Source organism: Cupriavidus sp. GW822-FHT06G04 (assembly GCF_058799075.1).
Map to the genome: position 1 here is coordinate 171,221 of NZ_JBXALD010000003.1, position 17,560 is coordinate 188,780.

Annotated in this window: 15 protein-coding genes; 6 read left to right on the plus strand and 9 right to left on the minus strand. The window is 64.2% G+C overall.

Annotated features, from left to right (window positions below):
- Nucleotides 1–88 precede the first annotated feature (88 nt).
- From AC1RKI_RS08070 to AC1RKI_RS08090, 5 genes are all read right to left on the minus strand, one after another.
- Entirely contained in the window at nucleotides 89–514 is a 426-nt protein-coding gene (locus AC1RKI_RS08070; protein WP_061956745.1) for a hypothetical protein, read from the minus strand.
- Between the two features lie 341 nt (nucleotides 515–855).
- Complete coding sequence (locus AC1RKI_RS08075) at nucleotides 856–1,572, minus strand: endonuclease/exonuclease/phosphatase family protein (protein ID WP_492796105.1); 717 nt, start codon at nucleotides 1,570–1,572, stop codon at nucleotides 856–858.
- Nucleotides 1,573–1,595: 23 nt separating this feature from the next.
- Nucleotides 1,596–3,746: a VTT domain-containing protein gene (locus AC1RKI_RS08080; RefSeq protein ID WP_492796103.1), complete on the minus strand. Its 2,151-nt coding sequence runs from the start codon at nucleotides 3,744–3,746 to the stop codon at nucleotides 1,596–1,598.
- Between the two features lie 279 nt (nucleotides 3,747–4,025).
- Entirely contained in the window at nucleotides 4,026–4,790 is a 765-nt protein-coding gene (locus tag AC1RKI_RS08085; protein ID WP_341248825.1) for a helix-turn-helix transcriptional regulator, read from the minus strand.
- Entirely contained in the window at nucleotides 4,774–5,682 is a 909-nt protein-coding gene (locus AC1RKI_RS08090; RefSeq protein WP_150980618.1) for a DMT family transporter, read from the minus strand. The genes AC1RKI_RS08085 and AC1RKI_RS08090 overlap by 17 nt, the downstream gene beginning before the upstream one ends.
- A 261-nt stretch (nucleotides 5,683–5,943) precedes the next feature.
- On the opposite strand from AC1RKI_RS08090, the gene AC1RKI_RS08095 reads away from it, so the two are divergent.
- The gene (locus AC1RKI_RS08095) at nucleotides 5,944–6,456 is read left to right on the plus strand and encodes a cupin domain-containing protein (RefSeq protein ID WP_244787956.1); all 513 of its coding nucleotides are present in this window, start codon (nucleotides 5,944–5,946) and stop codon (nucleotides 6,454–6,456) included.
- A gap of 30 nt (nucleotides 6,457–6,486) precedes the next feature.
- On the opposite strand, the gene AC1RKI_RS08100 is transcribed toward AC1RKI_RS08095, so the two are convergent.
- Nucleotides 6,487–7,359 (minus strand): LysR family transcriptional regulator, encoded by an 873-nt coding sequence (locus AC1RKI_RS08100; RefSeq protein WP_341248822.1) that lies wholly within the window; start codon nucleotides 7,357–7,359, stop codon nucleotides 6,487–6,489.
- Nucleotides 7,360–7,454: 95 nt separating this feature from the next.
- Between AC1RKI_RS08100 and AC1RKI_RS08105 the strand changes: the two genes are divergently transcribed.
- Entirely contained in the window at nucleotides 7,455–8,564 is a 1,110-nt protein-coding gene (locus AC1RKI_RS08105) for an NADH:flavin oxidoreductase/NADH oxidase (protein ID WP_492796100.1), read from the plus strand.
- Nucleotides 8,565–8,714: 150 nt separating this feature from the next.
- Here the strand turns inward: AC1RKI_RS08105 and AC1RKI_RS08110 are convergent, their stop codons facing one another.
- The 3 genes from AC1RKI_RS08110 to AC1RKI_RS08120 are packed head-to-tail and all read right to left on the minus strand — an operon-like array spanning nucleotide 8,715 to nucleotide 11,935.
- Complete coding sequence (locus tag AC1RKI_RS08110; protein ID WP_492796099.1) at nucleotides 8,715–9,890, minus strand: L-rhamnonate dehydratase; 1,176 nt, start codon at nucleotides 9,888–9,890, stop codon at nucleotides 8,715–8,717.
- A gap of 27 nt (nucleotides 9,891–9,917) precedes the next feature.
- Nucleotides 9,918–10,949 (minus strand): 4-hydroxythreonine-4-phosphate dehydrogenase PdxA, encoded by a 1,032-nt coding sequence (locus AC1RKI_RS08115; RefSeq protein ID WP_492796097.1) that lies wholly within the window; start codon nucleotides 10,947–10,949, stop codon nucleotides 9,918–9,920.
- A gap of 20 nt (nucleotides 10,950–10,969) precedes the next feature.
- Nucleotides 10,970–11,935, minus strand: coding sequence for a Bug family tripartite tricarboxylate transporter substrate binding protein (locus tag AC1RKI_RS08120; protein WP_061956722.1), 966 nt, complete (start codon nucleotides 11,933–11,935; stop codon nucleotides 10,970–10,972).
- 183 nt (nucleotides 11,936–12,118) lie between these two features.
- Here AC1RKI_RS08120 and AC1RKI_RS08125 point away from each other — a divergent pair, with 183 nt between their 5' ends.
- The 4 genes from AC1RKI_RS08125 (at nucleotide 12,119) to AC1RKI_RS08140 (ending at nucleotide 17,545) form a co-directional block, all read left to right on the plus strand.
- Nucleotides 12,119–13,039: a dihydrodipicolinate synthase family protein gene (locus AC1RKI_RS08125; protein ID WP_492796095.1), complete on the plus strand. Its 921-nt coding sequence runs from the start codon at nucleotides 12,119–12,121 to the stop codon at nucleotides 13,037–13,039.
- 242 nt (nucleotides 13,040–13,281) lie between these two features.
- Complete coding sequence (locus AC1RKI_RS08130) at nucleotides 13,282–15,636, plus strand: type VI secretion system Vgr family protein (RefSeq protein WP_492796093.1); 2,355 nt, start codon at nucleotides 13,282–13,284, stop codon at nucleotides 15,634–15,636.
- Entirely contained in the window at nucleotides 15,636–17,036 is a 1,401-nt protein-coding gene (locus AC1RKI_RS08135; protein ID WP_492796091.1) for a DUF4123 domain-containing protein, read from the plus strand. Before AC1RKI_RS08130 ends, AC1RKI_RS08135 begins: the two co-directional genes overlap by 1 nt.
- Complete coding sequence (locus AC1RKI_RS08140; protein WP_492796089.1) at nucleotides 17,033–17,545, plus strand: DUF3304 domain-containing protein; 513 nt, start codon at nucleotides 17,033–17,035, stop codon at nucleotides 17,543–17,545. The genes AC1RKI_RS08135 and AC1RKI_RS08140 overlap by 4 nt, the downstream gene beginning before the upstream one ends.
- Nucleotides 17,546–17,560 lie beyond the last annotated feature (15 nt).

Here is a 17,560-nt window from a genome sequence, read left to right on the forward strand (position 1 = left end):
GCGCCCGGCGTCATTGCCTGACGTGCCGCACCTCACCCAAGGCGACACCGCCATCGTCACCACCTCGACATCGGTGCAGTGAGCGACGTTACGGCAACTGACGCAACTGCCCGATCACCGACATCAGTCGGCCGTGCGCCACGGTCACCGCGGTTTCGTCCTGCAGCGCTTCCTGATAGCGCTTGCGAAACGTCTGGTCGCCGCGCTCGCTGAACAATTTCTGCGTAGCGCCTGCCACGGCCCGGCAAGTCTCGTCGTGGTGTTCGTCGCCATCGAGTTCTTCATCGATTTCGATGATCAGGCGCGACAGCGGATCGAGCCAGCGGAAGAATGATTCTTCCGTGACGAGCTGCACAAATTGCCCTGCGGGAATCGGGCCGTGCAGTCTTTCATACTGGCCACGGTCATAACCGATAACTTCCTTGTGTACTTCGAGCAGTGCCGCGCGCAGGGCTCGTAACCCCGAGCGGCGGGTTTCCTGGATAGCAAGGAACTGTTCGCTGGGCATGCCCATCTCCACTTTCCTATTCATGGGCAGGCAGTATGACTTGGCCCTTCGCGGCGTCCTCCCGAGGTCGCCCTTCGCCTGCCCGTTGTTGTTGGGGCACACGCGTGCATGCGCGATCGCTTGCACGGTGCGAATCCAGTATAGGCAGGCGCCATGCTGCGATCTAGCGTTGGGCTCTAGCGAAATACCCGTATTGCGGCCCTGCGGCAAAGCATGCGGGCCAAGCCATGCGCGCGTGCGCAGGCGGTGCGCGTTGCGGTGCAACGATGCTTCTGCGTGGTCAGACCGTTGATTGGCGCACCAGATATCGCTTGCAGACTTGCGGATGCCGCAGTGTGCCGCGCGCACTATCGTGATGTCAGCCGCATGTGCGCCACCAGAGGCAGGTGATCTGACGCCAGCCGAGCCAAGGGGCTGCGGTGGCTTGAAACGCCCAGCAGATGCGCACGCGGGGACGTCCAGATGCGGTCGAGCGCCAGCAGCGGGTAGCGCGACGGAAACGTCGCAACGTGAGGCGTGCGTTCGAAATATGCGTGCAGCCAGCGCAGCGGACGGCCCCACAGGAACCATTCGTTGACGTCGCCGAGCAGGATGGTCGGTTGCCCGGGTGCTTCGGCCAGCGCAGTCAGCAGCCTGCGCACTTGCCAGCGGCGCTCGCTGGGCCGCAGCCCCAGGTGCGTGGCAATGACGCGCAGCGCGAAGGTGCCGGATTCGATTGCCGTGCATTCGAGCCACGTGTCGATCGCGCCGCGCGGCTCGCGTCCCTTGACGCTGAGGTCGATATGCCGAACCTGCATCGGCCGGTAACGCGACAACAGCGCGTTGCCGTAGTCGCCGTCGTCGCGCACGAGTGTCGGCCCCGGAATCGCATGAAGCCCGGTGCGTTGCGCAAGAAAGCGCAGCATGTCGAATCCCGTCGCGCGCGTTTCCACTTCCTGCAGCGCGATCAGGTCGGCGCGCAGTTCTGCAATCACGTCGCTGATGCGATTGGGAACGAAATGGCCGTCGGTGCCCACGCCGCCATGGATGTTGTAGCTGGCCACTGCGATATCGGCATGCAGCATGCGCGGATGCGCAGCCGGCGCATTCACCGGGCCCCCTTGCCAGACGGCGCGCCCTGGTAGTGCGAGTGGCGCGCGTCCGAGGCCTGGCGGCGCGCCGTACGAGCGTGCACGGTCGATGCTTCGCGACGCAGGCGGCGACGCCGCAGGATCCACCAGACCGCTGCCGGAATCAGCAGCACCAGTGCCAAGAGCGCGAATGTGCCTGCGCCAGGATTGCGCGCCACGGCCGCAATGCGATCGACCAGCGACGCGGACAGGATGATGCCCGGCGACATCCCGATCGCGGTACCTAGCAGGCAGTCGCGCAGACGAATGCGCGACGCGCCCACCACCAGATTGACCAGCGTGAATGGCGCGACGGGCACGAGCCGCAGCACGACCATCGCCAGCAGGCCGTGCTGGCTGACCTGCTGGCTCAGGCGGTTGAGACGGCGTCCGCCGAAGCGCTGCACCGCGTTACGGCCCAGCATGCGTCCGGCGCCATAGCCTGCCGCGGCGCTGGCGACGGTGCCGCCCAGCGCGATTGCCCCGCCATAGAGCGGCCCGAACACCACCACGGTGACAACGATCAGGACCGTCACCGGCAGCATCACCAGCCCGCCAAGCACGTAGGCGCCCAGCATGGCCAACGGTGCCAGCGGCATGTCGTCGACGCGCTCCACCAATGCCAGCAAATGGCGAAAATCGGCCCATTCGCGCAGTGGCGTATACCGCCATGCAAACGCCACGCCCGCCAGCACCAGCAGGAAAGCCACCAGCATCGCCACGCGGCTGGCCACGCGCGGCCGTGCTTCGTGGCTGACGAACTCGGCCATGATCTGATCGGTGTCGATGGGTTCCATCGGATCGAGCAGCGTGGCGTCGGGCAGTGCCGCATCGATGTCGGCCGGCACGGTCGGTGCGAACGGTTGCAGCGTGCGTCCTTCGGGGCGATGCAGCGCCGCGAGCGTGTCGTTGAGGCGCCTGTGCGCGGCCATTGCATCGGCCAGCGCATCGGGCGTAACGGCCAGGTGCTCGCACAGCAGGCGGTCACGCATCGCACGGATGCCGTGGGCAATGCGCGGATCGCCGTTCGACTCGATCGCGAGATTGCATTCGGTATCGAGCCCGAACGACCGGTTGCTCAGGTTGGCCGAGCCAATGGTCAGCAGGCGGTCGTCCACGGCCATCACCTTGCTATGGACGTTGACGCAGGCATCACCCAGCCCCGGTATATGCGGGCAATAAAGCTGGAATCGCTCGCGCGGATCGACGGCGCGCAGTTGCCGATACAGCCGCGCGCGCAGCACGCCCATGCTGGCCTCTTCGAGCCACCCGCTTTCCGTGCGGCGCGACACCAGCGCGATGTCCGGCGCGTCCGGTTCTTGCAGCCGCGCGGCGAAGGCATCGGCAATCAGGCCGGAGCTGAAGTACTGGTTTTCAAGATAGATGCCGTCCCGGGCGGCGGCGATCGCGTCGACGTACAACTCGCGGATTTCATCGATCGTAGGCGCATCGTCCCGCGCGGGAAACGTGCGGCTGATGGCTACATCGATATCGGTCAGGTCGGGCGCGACGGTATCGTCCCACAGGTTCGACGTGCCATGGATACGGCTGACATCGGGCACGCGCGGATGACGCCCCGTTGCATCGCGCCAGCGCTGTGCCGCCATCTCGCCCAGCGAAGCCGCGGCGGCGCCTTCCACCATGCACTGCACGTCGTGGAACGGCGCATAGGGCTTGCCGTCTGGATCGACGCGACGCGGGTCGTCGGCCAGATGATGATGCGTGTCCCAGCGCCGAATGGTCAGGTCGAGTCCACCGACGAATGCCAGCCGATGGTCGATCACGACCACTTTCTGATGATGCGAAGCGCCAGCCGGATGGTTGCCGTCGAGATGAAACGACAGACGCCGATGCGCTTGCCAATGCTGCTTGGCCGCGGGCAGGAACTCGCGCTCGAATGCGAACACCATCGCAAAATCCCAGCTCAGCACGTAGATGCGCAGACCGCGCCGGCGCTTGCACAGCGCGTTGAGGAAGTCGCGCAGTTCCAACGGCAAGCCGTCGGCAGGGTCGTCGGCCGACAGGCGCATGCGGCTGTCGATATCCCAGCCAAGAATGAAAACGGTGTGTTCCGCATGCGCCAATGCGTGGCGCAGCGCGGAGAAATACGCGTCGGCATCAACCAGCATGGCAAGCCGCTGGCAAGGGTCGACGCGCCAGCAATTGTGGCCCGGACGCAATAGCGGGGTATCAGGGGGAATATCGGGTTGGGTCGACATGGCGAAGGGTTCGCTGCGCAAGTTTCGTACCGGTAGGCCCGATAACACGCAGGAAAGCGCGCTGGCCGCGCGCCGACGCCACCAGCATGCGAGCGTCAGAGCCCCGGCGTCACGCGATTGCCGGCTGCAAACGCCACGAGGCCGTGTGCGGCTTACTTTTCTTTGTAAAAGTTGCGCGTGTCAGCGGCGTCACGCCGATGCGCTGCGCCACGCGCCGGGCGGCATACCGAAGCGTCGCGAGAAGGCGCGAGTGAAGGTGGTCTGATCGGGATAGCCGACGCCAATGGCGATATCCGCCAGCGGCATGGTGCCTGCCATCAGCCACTGCACGGCCTGGTCCAGCCGCAGGCGCGTCTGGTAGCCATGCGGCGTGTCGCCGAAGGCCTGGCAGAAGAGGGTATGGAAGCGGCGTGCGCCCCAGCCGACGCGCGCCGCTAGCGCTTCCACGCGCAACGGTGTGCAGAGGTGCGCGCGCAGATAACTGTCGATCGCCGCCACCGGAAAGCGCGCCGCATCGTCCCGGTCATCGTCGAGACCGAGCATCGCGGATATCGCACCGGCCAACACGGCAGCATGTTGCCAGGCGTATTGCCGTGGGGCGACGGGCGCGCGCGGCGCGGTGGCCAGCCTGCGCACGCGCGAGGCGAACGCACCATCCATCGGCAGCAAGCGTGGCCGGGACATCAGCCGCGCGGGCAGCGCCACGGAGCTGGCGGGGAAATCGGCCACGAGCTGGAGGTTGTCGGTCAGTCCCGCACACAGGTGGTGGGCGCCGGCAGGGATCACCAGCCCGTGGCGGTCATCCACGCGGTATGCATGGCCGTCGATTTCCAGTTCGATTTCGCCATCGACGCCAAACAGCAACTGGTGATAGTCGTGCGCATGGCCGAACGGCCGCCGTGGATAGCGGCGCGGTTCCACCAAAGGGCAGGCGTGCTCAACGAGCTTGGGCATGACGCGGTTTCCCCGGGGTCTGGCACAGCCACACGCCAACGCCCGCCACACCCATACCCAGCCACTGGACCGGGCCGAGGCGATCGCCAAACAGCACCGCAGCTTGCACGGCTGCAAGGGGCGGCGCCAGGAACATCAGAGCCGCGGCATTGGCGGCCTGCCCGCGACGCACCAGCCCCAACAGCAGCCATGTGCCCGCGCCCGACAACACCACGGCGGCCCACGCCAGCGCGAGCCATAGTGTCGGTCCGGTCTGCCAGCGCATTGCGGCCGGCCCGCCCGATGCAGCGACAACCACCGCCGCCACCAGCAGCGCGCCAGTGTTCTGCCATGCCGAACTGGCACGGATATCGGCCTTGGCAATCGAGGTTTTTTGCAGGAGCGTTCCCATGGTGATGGAAAGAATGGCAAGCACGCCGATCGATACGATCCACGGCGATACCGCATGCGGCGCGCCGGCACGCATTGCGGGCAAGACTACCAGACCCACGCCGAGCGCGCCGAGCGCCAGCCCGCGCCACGTGCGTGCCGACGGCTGTTCCTTGAGCAGCGGGATCGCCAGCAGCGCGGTCAGCAACGGCTGCAGGGCGCCCAGCAGCGCCATGATCGACGGCGACAATCCATGCGCCACCGCGCCGTAGCCGGCACACAGGTAGACGCCCTGCATCAGTGCGCCGGCCAGCAGATGGCGCGGCACCTGATGCAGCGCGGGCCACGCGGCGCGGCTCGCCAGCGCCACCACGGCAAACATCGTCGCGGCCAGCGCAAACCGCGCCAGCAGGAACAGGCTGGTGTCGGCAACCGGCACCACGGCCTTGCCGACGATAAAGCCGGTGGACCAGATCAGCACGAAAGCCATGGCTGGCAGCCAGGCGGGAACAGGGCGGGGCATTGGTGGACGAGACAGCAATAGGGCGGGTGTGGGCGATCGGAAAATAACGTAGGCCGTGCCGCATCAGGCGTTTTGGCGGCATTCTCCATGAGACTAACGCGGCGCGGCAAGCGCCGTCTTGGCGTTTTCTGCACTGTGTGGACTGCGCGTGGGCTGCGACATCCTGGGCGCCGCGCATGCCTGCCGGCCTTTCGCATTGCGCGGCGATGGATCCGGTTTGCGGTAAGGTTCGGGCCATTGCACCACCCAATATCGAAAGCCATGACCCATGCAGCCGCCGCACCCCAGCACCGCCTGATTGCCGAACTCGGACTCGAGCCGCACCCGGAGGGCGGTTTCTATCGCGAGACCTATCGCGATGCGGCGCGCGTCACGCGGCTGGCCGACGGCGCGGAACGCTCGGCATCCACCGCCATCTATTACCTGCTGTGCGACGATGCCTGGTCCGCCTGGCATCGCATCCGGGCCGACGAGGCGTGGCACTTTTACGCGGGCGACGGCATCGACGTGCATGTGTTGATGCCCGATGGCGCGCTGGTCACGCATCGGCTCGGGCATCCGCTCACGCAGCCGGGCGCGGTGTTCCAGGCCGTGGTGCCGGCCGGATGCTGGTTTGCCGCCGAACGCCGCGCGGGCGCCGAAGGCTATGCGCTGGCGGGATGCACCGTCGCGCCGGGCTTCGAGTTCAGTGAATTCGAATTGGCCGATACGGCGCAACTGGCGCGGTCATATCCGGCCCACGCCGCATTGATCGCCCGGCTCGGCCGTCGCTGAGGTGGCGCAGCGACGCCGCAACGGCGTGCGTCAGCCGCCATTGACCTGCTGGCGCAGATAGTCGACCACGCGCGTCACGCGGGGCGGCAACTGCCATTCGGAACGGCGGATCAGCCACAGCGTGTCGATGACGGGCATCTCGCAGTTCATGACCTCGATCGCCGCTTGCTGTGCAAAGGCCTGGCGTGCATAGCGCGGAATGACGGTAAAGCCGAAGCCGCGCGCCACCGGCTCCAGCATCAGGCTGACCTGATTGCTGAAGCCGCGGCAGGGCAGCGTTTGCACGCCGGGATTGCCGGGAAAATGCCGGCTCAACAGCCGCTTCGCCATTGCCTTGCCATCGGGATGATCGACGAATCCGAGCCGTTCCAGGTCTTCCCAACTGCGCACATGCTCGCCGGCCGGATACACCAGTTCGAGCGCTTCTTCGCTGAACGGGCTTGCCGCCAGACGCGGATCGTCTGGCTTGAGCGACACCAGGCCCACGTCGAAACGGTTCTGCAGCACGCCTTCGAGCACCTCCGCGTCCGGTGCGAAGCGATGCCGGACGATGAGCCCCGGCACTTTGGCCTGCAGATCCAGTAAACGCGGATACAGGAACAGTCCGATGCTGCCGGGGGTGATCAGACCCACCACGCCGGATTCGCCATCCTCGGTCAGCCGTGCGCGCAGGCGCTCGTTGGCCAGTTCCATGTCGCCGCAGTATTCCAGCAGCGCCTTGCCGGCCGGTGTCAGTTCCAGCGCGCGCGGACGCCGGATCAGCAGCGGCCCGAGTGCGTCTTCCAGATGGCGGATGTGCTGGCTGACGGCGGCCTGCGTGAGGCCGAGTGCGTCAGCGGCACCGGTGAAGCTGCCGGCCTGCGCCAGCGTGGCGAACGAGCGCAGCCATTGCGGATTGAGCATAATGAAATCTTATCGACTCGATAACGTCGAGGTGGTTTTCATTATAAGCGTGTCGCCGTACCATTTGCTGCACTGCAACTCTCAGGACACGCAATATGACCACTCCAGCGCTTTTCACGCCGTTCCGTCTGAAAGACGTCTCCTTGCGCAACCGCATCGCGGTGCCGCCGATGTGCCAGTACAGCGCCACCAATGGCCTGACCAACGACTGGCATCTGGCCCACTACACGGGGCTCGCGCGCGGAGGCGCCGGCTTGGTGATCGTGGAAGCCACGGCCGTATCGCCGGAAGGGCGAATCACGCCGGGATGCACAGGGCTGTGGAACGACGAGCAGGCGCAGGGCATGGCGCGCATTGCAGCGGCCATCAAGGCCGGCGGTGCAGTGCCGGGCATTCAGATCGCCCACGCCGGCCGCAAGGCCAGCGCCAACCGGCCGTGGGAAGGCGACGACCATATTCCCGATGGTGATCCGCGCGGCTGGACGCCGATCGCGCCGTCGGCCAAGCCATTTGGCGCGAATTTGCCCAAGGTGCCGCAGGCCATGACGCTCGACGATATCGCGCGCGTGCAGGCCGATTTCGTGGCCGCCGCGCGTCGTGCGCGCGACGCCGGATTCCAATGGCTGGAACTGCATTTCGCGCACGGCTACCTTGCGCAGAGCTTCTTCTCGATTCACGGCAATGCGCGCACCGATGCCTACGGCAACGACGCCATCGGCCGCGGCCGCTTCCTGCTGGAAACCCTTGCGGCGGTGCGCGAAGTGTGGCCGGAAAACCTGCCGTTGACCGCGCGCTTCGGCGTGATCGAGTACGACGGCAATGACGCGCAGACGCTTGCCGAATCGATCGAACTGGTCCGCGCCATGCGCGAAGGCGGGCTCGACATGCTCAACGTCACCGTCGGCTTTTCTACGCCGGATGCGCAGATCCCCTGGGGCCCGGCGTTTCTGGCCCCGGTGGCCGAACGTGTACGCCGCGAGGCCGGCCTGCCGGTGGCCGCGGCGTGGGGCATCGACGATCCGGTGATCGCCAATCGCGTGGTCGAACAGGGTCAGATGGATCTGGTGATGGTGGGGCGCGCGATGTTGTCCAATCCGCATTGGCCGTATCAGACCGCGTTGAAGCTCGGGCTCGAACGTCCGTCGTGGGTGCTGCCCGCGCCGTATGCGCATTGGCTCGAGCGCTATCGCGTGCAGTCGGCCTGAAGCAAACTTGGTTGACATGGGCATCGCGGGCGCGCCCATGTCAAGCGAGCATGGCCGCGCGAAGACCCGGTGCGATGGCGTTGCGCAGGGCGTGCTGCCGCGGCCATGCTGGCTGGCATGCGCGCCAGCGCGCCCCGCTGACGCTGCCCGTTACTCGATGATGTCGAAGTCGGGCAGGTATGCGTCGTTCAAGGTCAGGCCCAGGCCCGGCAGGTTGTCGTCAAGCTGCAGAAAGCCGTTGTCCGGCGCCGGGTCGCCCTTGAAGATGTAGTAGAACAATTCGTTGCCCACCTCCACGTCGTGCACCGGAAAATACTCCGACATCGGCGATGCCGTCGACGCCATGGTCAGGTGGTAGTTATGCATTTGCCCCGCATGCGGGATCACGGGCACAGACCACGCTTCGGCCAGGGCATTGATCTTCTGTGCGGCGGTGATGCCGCCCACGCGATTAGTGTCGTACTGGATCACATCGACCGCACGGCGTTCCAGCAGATCCTTGAATCCGTATGACGTGAACTCGTGTTCGCCCCCGGAAATCGGAAACGGACTGATCTTCTTCAGTTCGGCATAGCCTTCGATGTCGTCGGCGATCACGGGCTCCTCCAGCCAGCGCGGATTGAATTCCGCCAGGCGCGGGATCATGCGGCGCGCGTATTCGAGCGTCCAGCCCATATAGCATTCGAGCATGATGTCGACGCTGTCGCCCACCAGCTCGCGCAGCAGCCGCACCTGTTCGAGGTTTTTCTGCATGCCGGCTGGCCCATCCTTGGGCCCATAGCCGAAGCGCATCTTCATCGCCGTGAAGCCCTGGTCCAGGTAGCGCTGCGCCTCGGCCAAAAAGGCGTCGCGGTCATCGTTGTTGTACAGCTTGGACGCGTAGCACCAGATCTTTTCCTTGGTCCGGCCGCCCAGCAGCTTGAACACGGGTTTGCCCGTGGCCTTGCCCATCAGGTCCCACAGAGCGATGTCCACGGCTGAAATGGCGGCCATGCCGATGCCCTTGCGGCCCCACGCGTGGGTGCGCCGATACATCTTCTGCCACAGGTATTCGTTGTCGAACGGGTCCTGACCGATCACGATCGGCGCCAGATACTGGTCGACGATCTGCTTGGCCACGCGCGGCGCCAGCGCACAGTTGCCGATGCCGACATGGCCGTCATCGGTTTCCACCTCGACTACCAGCCAGCCGTGAAAGCGGAACGATCCCATCGCATCGCCGCGATCGAATAGCAAATCGGTGGCATTGGTGCAGAAATGCGCTTGCGGCGGCACCGTCTTGCCTTTCCATTCGAATACGCGCGCACGGACGTTGGTGATCTTCATGGTGTGATGCCTCTTTCGAAAATTGGATCAGGCGGCGCTGGCCTGCGTTTGCGCCAGGCGTCGCGCACCCATCTGGCAGGCCAGGTGGAACGCTTGCAATATCGCGCCGGGATTTGCGCGCCCTTGCTGCGCGATGTCGAAGGCGGTGCCGTGCGCGGGCGTTGTGATCGGCACCGGCAGGCCGCCCTGCACGGTGACGCCGCGCGAGAAACCCATCAGCTTGATGCCGATCTGACCCTGGTCGTGATACATCGTGACGATGGCGTCGAACTGCCGTTGCGCGGCGTCGCCCTGCACCTTCAGGAAGATCGTGTCCGCAGGGAAGGGACCCTGCGCCGCCACCCCGCGCGCCTGGGCGCGCTTTACCGCCGGCTCGATCACGTCGATTTCCTCGCGCCCGAAAGCGCCGTTGTCGCCGTTATGCGGATTCAGACCGCACACCGCGATGCGCGGGCGCGACAGTCCCGCCCGGCGCAATGCATGGTCGATCAGGTCGATGGCATCGCCGACGCGCTCCGGCGTGATCATGGCCGGTACATCCCTGAGCGCCACGTGCGACGTGACGCGCGACGTCCACAGGCCGTCGAGCACGTTGAATTCGCAGAATGGCCCATGAAAATCGAGCTGTTCGGCAAACCAGTGCAATTCATCGTTGTGACCCATGCCCGCGGCATGCATCGAACTCTTGTTGAGCGGTCCAAACAGGATCGCGTCGGCCTGATCGGCCTGCGCCAATCCAAGCGCCACTTTAAGCGTGCCGAGACAATACCGGCCGCCTTCAGCGCTGGCGATGGCGCGCGGGTACGCCGGGATGTCGTCGAGCGTCCAGTGATAGAGGCGCGGCCCCGCTTCCGTGCCGTGAAAACCGGGGCGGTCCACTTCAGGCAGCGACAGGTCAACGCCTGCCACCGCCATGCCGCGCCGCCATTCTTCGCGGTCGGCAATGAGCAGGATGCGGGCCTGCGCGGCAGCCGGATCGGCCAGCAGCCGGGCGATCAGTTCGGGGCCGATGCCGGCAGGGTCGCCGAGCACCATGGCAATACGGGGTCGATGTGTCATGAGCAGTCGAGTCAGTCGATTTAGTCGAGTTTGACGCCGAGTTCGGCAATCAGCTTGCCGTAGCGCGCGTATTCACTGCGTGAGAACGCGTCGAATTGCGCGGGATCGAGTGTGCCCGGCACCGCGCCGACTTCGCCGAGCCTGCGGATGGTGTCCGGATCCTTCATCACGCGCGTCATGGCGGCGCTGATGCGCTGCAGCGTGGCTGGCGGCGTGCCGGCCGTCGCATAGACGCCGTACCAGGTATTGGCCTGGATTTCCGGCACGCCAGCTTCGGCCAGCGTGGGAACGTCCGGAAGCAGCGCGGAGCGTGTGCTGGACGTGACCGCCAGCGCGCGCAGCTTGCCCGCCTTGATGTGGTTGATGACGGACGGCATGGTTTCAAAACTCATGTCGACCTGTCCACCCATCAGGTCCACCAGTGCACTGGCGCTGCTTTTGTAGGGCACATGCAGCATCTTGCCGTGGATGCGGTGCGCAAATGCGGCCGCGGCCAGATGCTGGGTGCTGCCTACGCCGGATGAGCTATAGCGGTATTTGTCGGGATTGGCCTGGATCTGCGCCACCAGCGCCGCAGCGTCGCGCGCCGCCACCTGGTTGTTTACCACCAGCACATTGGGCACCTGCGCCACCAGCGCCACCGGCGCCAAGTCCTTGAGCGGATTGAACTGCAGCTTGAGCAGATGCGGCGCGATGGCCTGTGAAGTGGAAACGCCCATCAGCAGCGTGTTGCCATCGGGCTGTGCCTTGGCCGTGATATCGGCGGCGATGGTGTTCGACGCGCCGGGCCGGTTGTCCACCACCACTGGCTGCTTGAGGATCGCGGCGAGCTTGTCGGACACGATGCGCGCCATGACGTCGGTGCCCCCACCTGGCGCAGCGCCCACCATCATGCGAATCGGCCGTGTGTCGTCGGCGCGGGCGGCGGGCATTGCCAGGCCGCACGCCGCAATGCTGGCCAGCGCGCCAGCCATCCATCTTTTCATGGTTGTCTCCGTCGTATGCAGTCTGTCGCTGCGTGAAGCCACTATACGGAGATCAGTGCCGAACGAATACTGACCTTTTCTGAAGCGGCGATAACCAGGAGTGATCGCCGCATAGCAACGTTTCAATATACGGCGCCACGGCCCGCGCCGTATATTTGCGCCCAGACATCACAAGGAGACAGCATGACGACGCCGGTCTATCGCGGAGTATTCCCCGTGGTCCCCACGATTTTCGACGCACATGGTGCACTGGACCTGGACGGCCAGCGCCGTTGCATCGATTTCATGATCGATGCGGGCTCGCACGGTCTATGCATCCTGGCGAATTTCTCGGAGCAGTTCGTGCTCAGCGACGACGAGCGCAGTCTGTTGATGACCACGGCGCTCGACCATGTGGCGGGGCGCGTGCCGGTGATCGTCACCACAACGCATTTCAGCTCGAAGATCTGCGCCGAACGCAGTCGCGCGGCGCAGGATGCCGGTGCCGCAATGGTAATGGTGATGCCGCCGTACCACGGCGCAACCATCCGCGTGCCCGAACGCGCCATCTACGAATTCTTCGCCACCGTATCGGCATCCATCGATATCCCGATCATGATCCAGGACGCGCCCGTCAGCGGCACCACGCTGTCGGCGCCGTTTTTGGCGCGCATGGCCCGCGAAATCGACAACGTGTCCTACTTCAAGATCGAAGTGCCGCAGGCCGCCGCCAAGCTGCGCGATCTGATCGAATTGGGCGGCGACGCCATCGTCGGTCCATGGGATGGCGAGGAAGCCATCACGCTGCTCGCCGATCTCGAGGCGGGCGCGACCGGTGCCATGACGGGCGCGGGATTTCCCGACGGCATCCGGCAGATCGTCGATCGCTGGCAGCATGGCGACGCCGACGGCGCCGCCGAACGCTACCAGCAGTGGCTGCCGCTGATCAACTACGAGAATCGTCAGGGCTGGCTGGCCACCGCCAAGGTACTGATGCAGGAAGGCGGCGTGATCCGGTCAGACGCGGTGCGCCATCCGCTGCAGCCCATGCATCCGGCAACCCGCGAGGGCCTGCTCAGGATCGCGCGAAAGCTCAATCCGCTGGTGCTGCGATGGGGGCGTTAGGGGGCGGTGGGGCGTTGTGGGTGAAGGGCGCGTGGGCGTGGCGCAAAAACCGGATGCTGGAAATAATAATGCCGGCATAAATGTTTGATTATTTTAATTAAAAATTGATGACTAACAAAATCTCGTAAGTGCGCAGTTTGCATCGATGAAAAAGGCTCTAAGGTTTGGCGCGCGAAGCATTGGATTTGAAGAAGGAATATCCAATGCGTTTCGCGCGACCACATCCACAACGGAGCCAGCGCATGACGGATCTAGGGAAGGATCTCAGCGATTTCAACGATGCCGTGCGAGCGGGACTGTCGAGGCATCAGGCATATTTTCTGAAGGTCCCCGGCACAGCCAGCGCCGAGGCACTGTCGGTGGTGTCGTTCGAGGCCGTGGAGCGGCTAGGCGAGCCCTATGTCGTGACGGTGCGACTGACGCATCCGCTGACGCTCGATCGAGCCGACTATCTGGGGCGGCAAGCCGCGTTCCTGATCGATCCTTCCGATGGATCCGAACCCCGCCGCTTTGCCGGCTGCATCACCCGCTTCTCGCAGACCCGCAAGACCCGGGATTTCTGCGGTTATGAAATCGTCATCGAGCCACTGGTCGCGCGGCTGCGATTGACGCAGGCCAGCCGCATCTACCAGCGCTGCACCGTCCCGGAAATCATCGAAGCGATCCTGCGACGGCATGAGCTGAGAGGCCACCAGTTCGAATTCCGCCTGCGGCGCAAATATCCGCAACTGGCATTCCGCATGCAGCACCAGACGTCCGATTGGGACTACATCCGTCTGCTGATGGAGCAATCGGGCATTTACTGCTTTTTCACGCCTGGAAAATTTGGCGAGTTGATCGTCTTTGGCGACGACATCGATCACTACATTTACCTGCCGGAATTGCGCGTGCCATACCGGGAGGCAGCGGGGCTGGAATCGGGAAGGGAGGCGATCTTCGCGCTGGAGACGCACGCGCGGACCATGCCCGGATCGTTCCGCGTGGCGGATTTCAATCCCGACAAGGCGTGGGAGCGCGTAACCGGCGAGGCCAACGTCGCGCGCACCGAGAAAACCAGCTATGGCGAATCGTATGTCTACGGCGCGCACGCGCTGGATTTCGACGAAGCCAAATGGGAGGCGCAGTTGCGCCATGAGGCCACGTTTGCGGGGCAACTTGTCTACACCGGGCAAACCAACGTGCTGGCGCTGTGCCCGGCGCGCATCCTGCGCATGGACCAGCCGTTGCCCGATGCGCCGCACGGGCAGACGATCACCGAAGTGTTCCACACCGGCGCGCGCGATGCGGCCTATCGCAACACATACAAGGCCATCCCGTGCGACCGCCGTTTCCGCCTGCCGATCGATGAGGAGAAATGGCCGCGCATCGGAGGGACGCTGAGCGCGCGCATCACGTCGCCAGGCCAATACAAGTATGCGTACCTGACGCAGGACGGTCGTTACATCGTCCGCTTCGATTTCGATTTCGACACATGGCCGAAGGGCGCGGAGAGTGTGCCGCTGGCATTCGCCAAGCCGTTCGCCGGCGCAAGGCAGACCGGCTTCCACTTCCCGCTGATTGACGGCACATACGTCGACGTGGCGTTCCGCGACGGCAATCCGAACAAGCCGTACATCGCGCACGTGCAGCACAACAGTCGCCACCCGGACCCGATCACAAACCGGGACCGATGGCTGTCGCGCAACGTCATCCGCACGCAAAGCAACAACAAGCTGCGCATGGAGGACTGGGAAGGCCAGGAAGGCATCAAGCTGTCTACCGAATATGGCACGACGCAATTGAATCTTGGCTACCTGGTCGACCATACCAAGAAGAAGCGCGGCGATGGGTTCGAGCTGCGCACATCTGGCTGGGGCGCGATTCGCGGCGGGAAGGGGCTGTTTTTGAGTGCGGATGATCAGCCCGGCGCGGCAGGTCATCAGTTGCACATGGATGCCGCCCTGAAGCTGCTCCAAGAGGCGCTCGAGCAAGCGGAGACGCTGTCGAGATCCGCCAAGGCCGCCAACGCGCTGGCTGCCGACTGCGCACGGCAAAAAGCGCTCCTGTCCGACACGTTGAAGCAACTCAAGGCGTCTGGCCTGCTGGCGAGCGCACCCGCGGGCATGGCGCTGGCTTCCGGTGCGGATTTGCAATTGAGCGCCGCAAACAATCTCATGGCAACGGCGCGCGGCGATGCCGACATCGGTGTATTGCGCAAGTTTGCAGTTGCCGCGGGCAATGGGATTTCACTCTTCACGCAAAAGCTCGGCATGAAACTATTCGCGAGCAGAGGCAAGGTGGAAATACAGGCACAGGGCGATGCGATGGCGTTGACCGCACTGAAGGACGTCACGATCAGCAGCGAGGACGGCAAGCTGGTGTTGTCGGCGGCGAAAGAAGTCTGGATCGGCGCGGGCGGCTCGTACATTCGCATTACACCGGGGCGCATCGAGAGCGGTACGCCCGGCGACATCTACCAGAAATGCATCGCCTGGAGCAAGCAGGGCCCAGCGTCCGAGAGGCTGGCCACGCTGCCCGTACTGCCAAAGCCGCAAGCCGCGCAATGTGCATTACGTGAGAGCCGTTCCGGAACCCCGTTTGCAAAGCTGGAACTCTGATGAAGTACCTGGACTACGAAAATGCGATGTTGGAACGCTTCCGCGCCAAGCATCGAGATCTTGTCGCTGCCGACACACCGGCGAACCTGTATGCGTTGGTTGATCCGGTTGCTCTGCGTTGGTACGAGGTCCCGGACCGATCTCGGTGGCTAGCGCCGCTGCAACGCATGCCGCTTTATGCCGGCTCGGGTCTGGAGGGGCTTGAGGCGACGGGGCCGGTGCTGCTGGCGATGCCGGACCTGCGCAGCACCGGCATGCTGACCGTCTCAAGTTTTTCTGCGCACGCGCCGACTGCCGCGGATGCGTTTGTAAATCTGCTGGGCCTCAGCACCCGCAATACATCGCATGTGACGTGGATATGGTCGCCACATCAGATGGCCGGGCTGGTGGAACACCTACAAACGCTGCTGCATGCGCGTCTGGGTCCGGACGACGAAGATGCTTGGTTTTTCTTCTATCAACCATCTCATCTGAGGGTCCTGCATGAACGGCTGCCCGAGGCAACACGCCGCTATATGTTCGGCCCCATTCACGCCTGGTGGATGCTCGATCGGCACCGTTCATTGGTGGAGTTGGCGGGCGATAGCCTGCCGATCCCGACGCCATGGGAGGCGCTTCCTGTTCCCGCCGACGTGGTGACTGCGTTGCAGCGCGCAGCCATGCCCGCACAGGTACATGCATGGGTGCGGAAAACCCGGTTGAATCTGACAGGCATACCTTCCCACAACGAGCAGTTGGCGGAAATTGAGCCACTGGTCGACCGGGCGCTCAATTACGGCTTGGCCGGAAAGCAGGATGTGCAGACGTTTGTGGTCTACGGTTTGCGCTTCAAGGTGGACTACGACAAGCATCCGCGCCTTCAGGCGCTGCTGACCGATGCGGCGGCGAGGAGTCAGCCGCTGGAGAAGGCGTACCGCGATGTTCACCATGAGGTCTGGAGCGAACTCGCTGCCACTGCGCGGCAGCGTGTCGAGGCTAGCGAGATATGCGCCCGACAAGCCGCAATGAAGAAAGCCGGACACGTCCGACTGCGCGCTCGCATCGTCAATGACACAGGTGGAACGATTTACGGCCTGGTTATTGACCTACCCATGCACGCCCAACGCCAGTTCCTTGGCAGCATCGAAGGCAGCCCATATCGCGAGTCCACGCTCGATAAAGATGCCGTGCTGTCGCCGCTTCCTGGCGACAAGCTGATCCTGAGGTGGGACGAGTCCACGGCATATGGGTCGGGACGCTCCATGTGTACGCCGCATCGGCGGGAGCTTGTTGTCAAGGGCGAGCTTCCCAATGACGAAAAATCCGGCGTGCTGGAAATTTACCTCGGAAAGTTCGGACAAGCCGTTGTCATGCACAAGGGAAAGGACGATCTCAATCACGCGAAGAAAGGAGAGGCATGACGGGATTTATCAAGGCCATCGCAGTGGCGCTGTTGCTGGCGACTCTTGGCGGGTGTGCCATCGGGCAAGCTCGCGGGTGGGTGGAGGCGTCGGCGTGGGCCGCGAACTATACAGAGGACTTTATCTATGACTTCTCGGTTCTAACGGTCGACGGAAAGCGCACTGGAGTGACCGGGGCTCTGGTTCGGGAGTTCTCCCGTGGGGGAACCACGGGGCAGGAGTGCTGTGGCTTGATGCCGGGCGTGGGTCAGACCGTCAAGGTGGTCTGGCGTGTGGGCGGGCGTAAGGAGGACAAGTCGCAGTGGAGAACGTATGAACGGGTCGTCGTTGTCACGGGACAAGTCTCGAGGAACGCAAGCCGGCACAGCTATCTGATCGTGAGATTTTTCCCAGATCATGAGGTGGAGGCCGAATTTATTCCGGGAGACGATCCCCGCGGCGCGAGATATCCACGTGTCGACAAGCTGTTCTTTACAGGTCCGCGCGTGATGCGTCAAAAAGGAGAATAAATATGGAGGATTGGT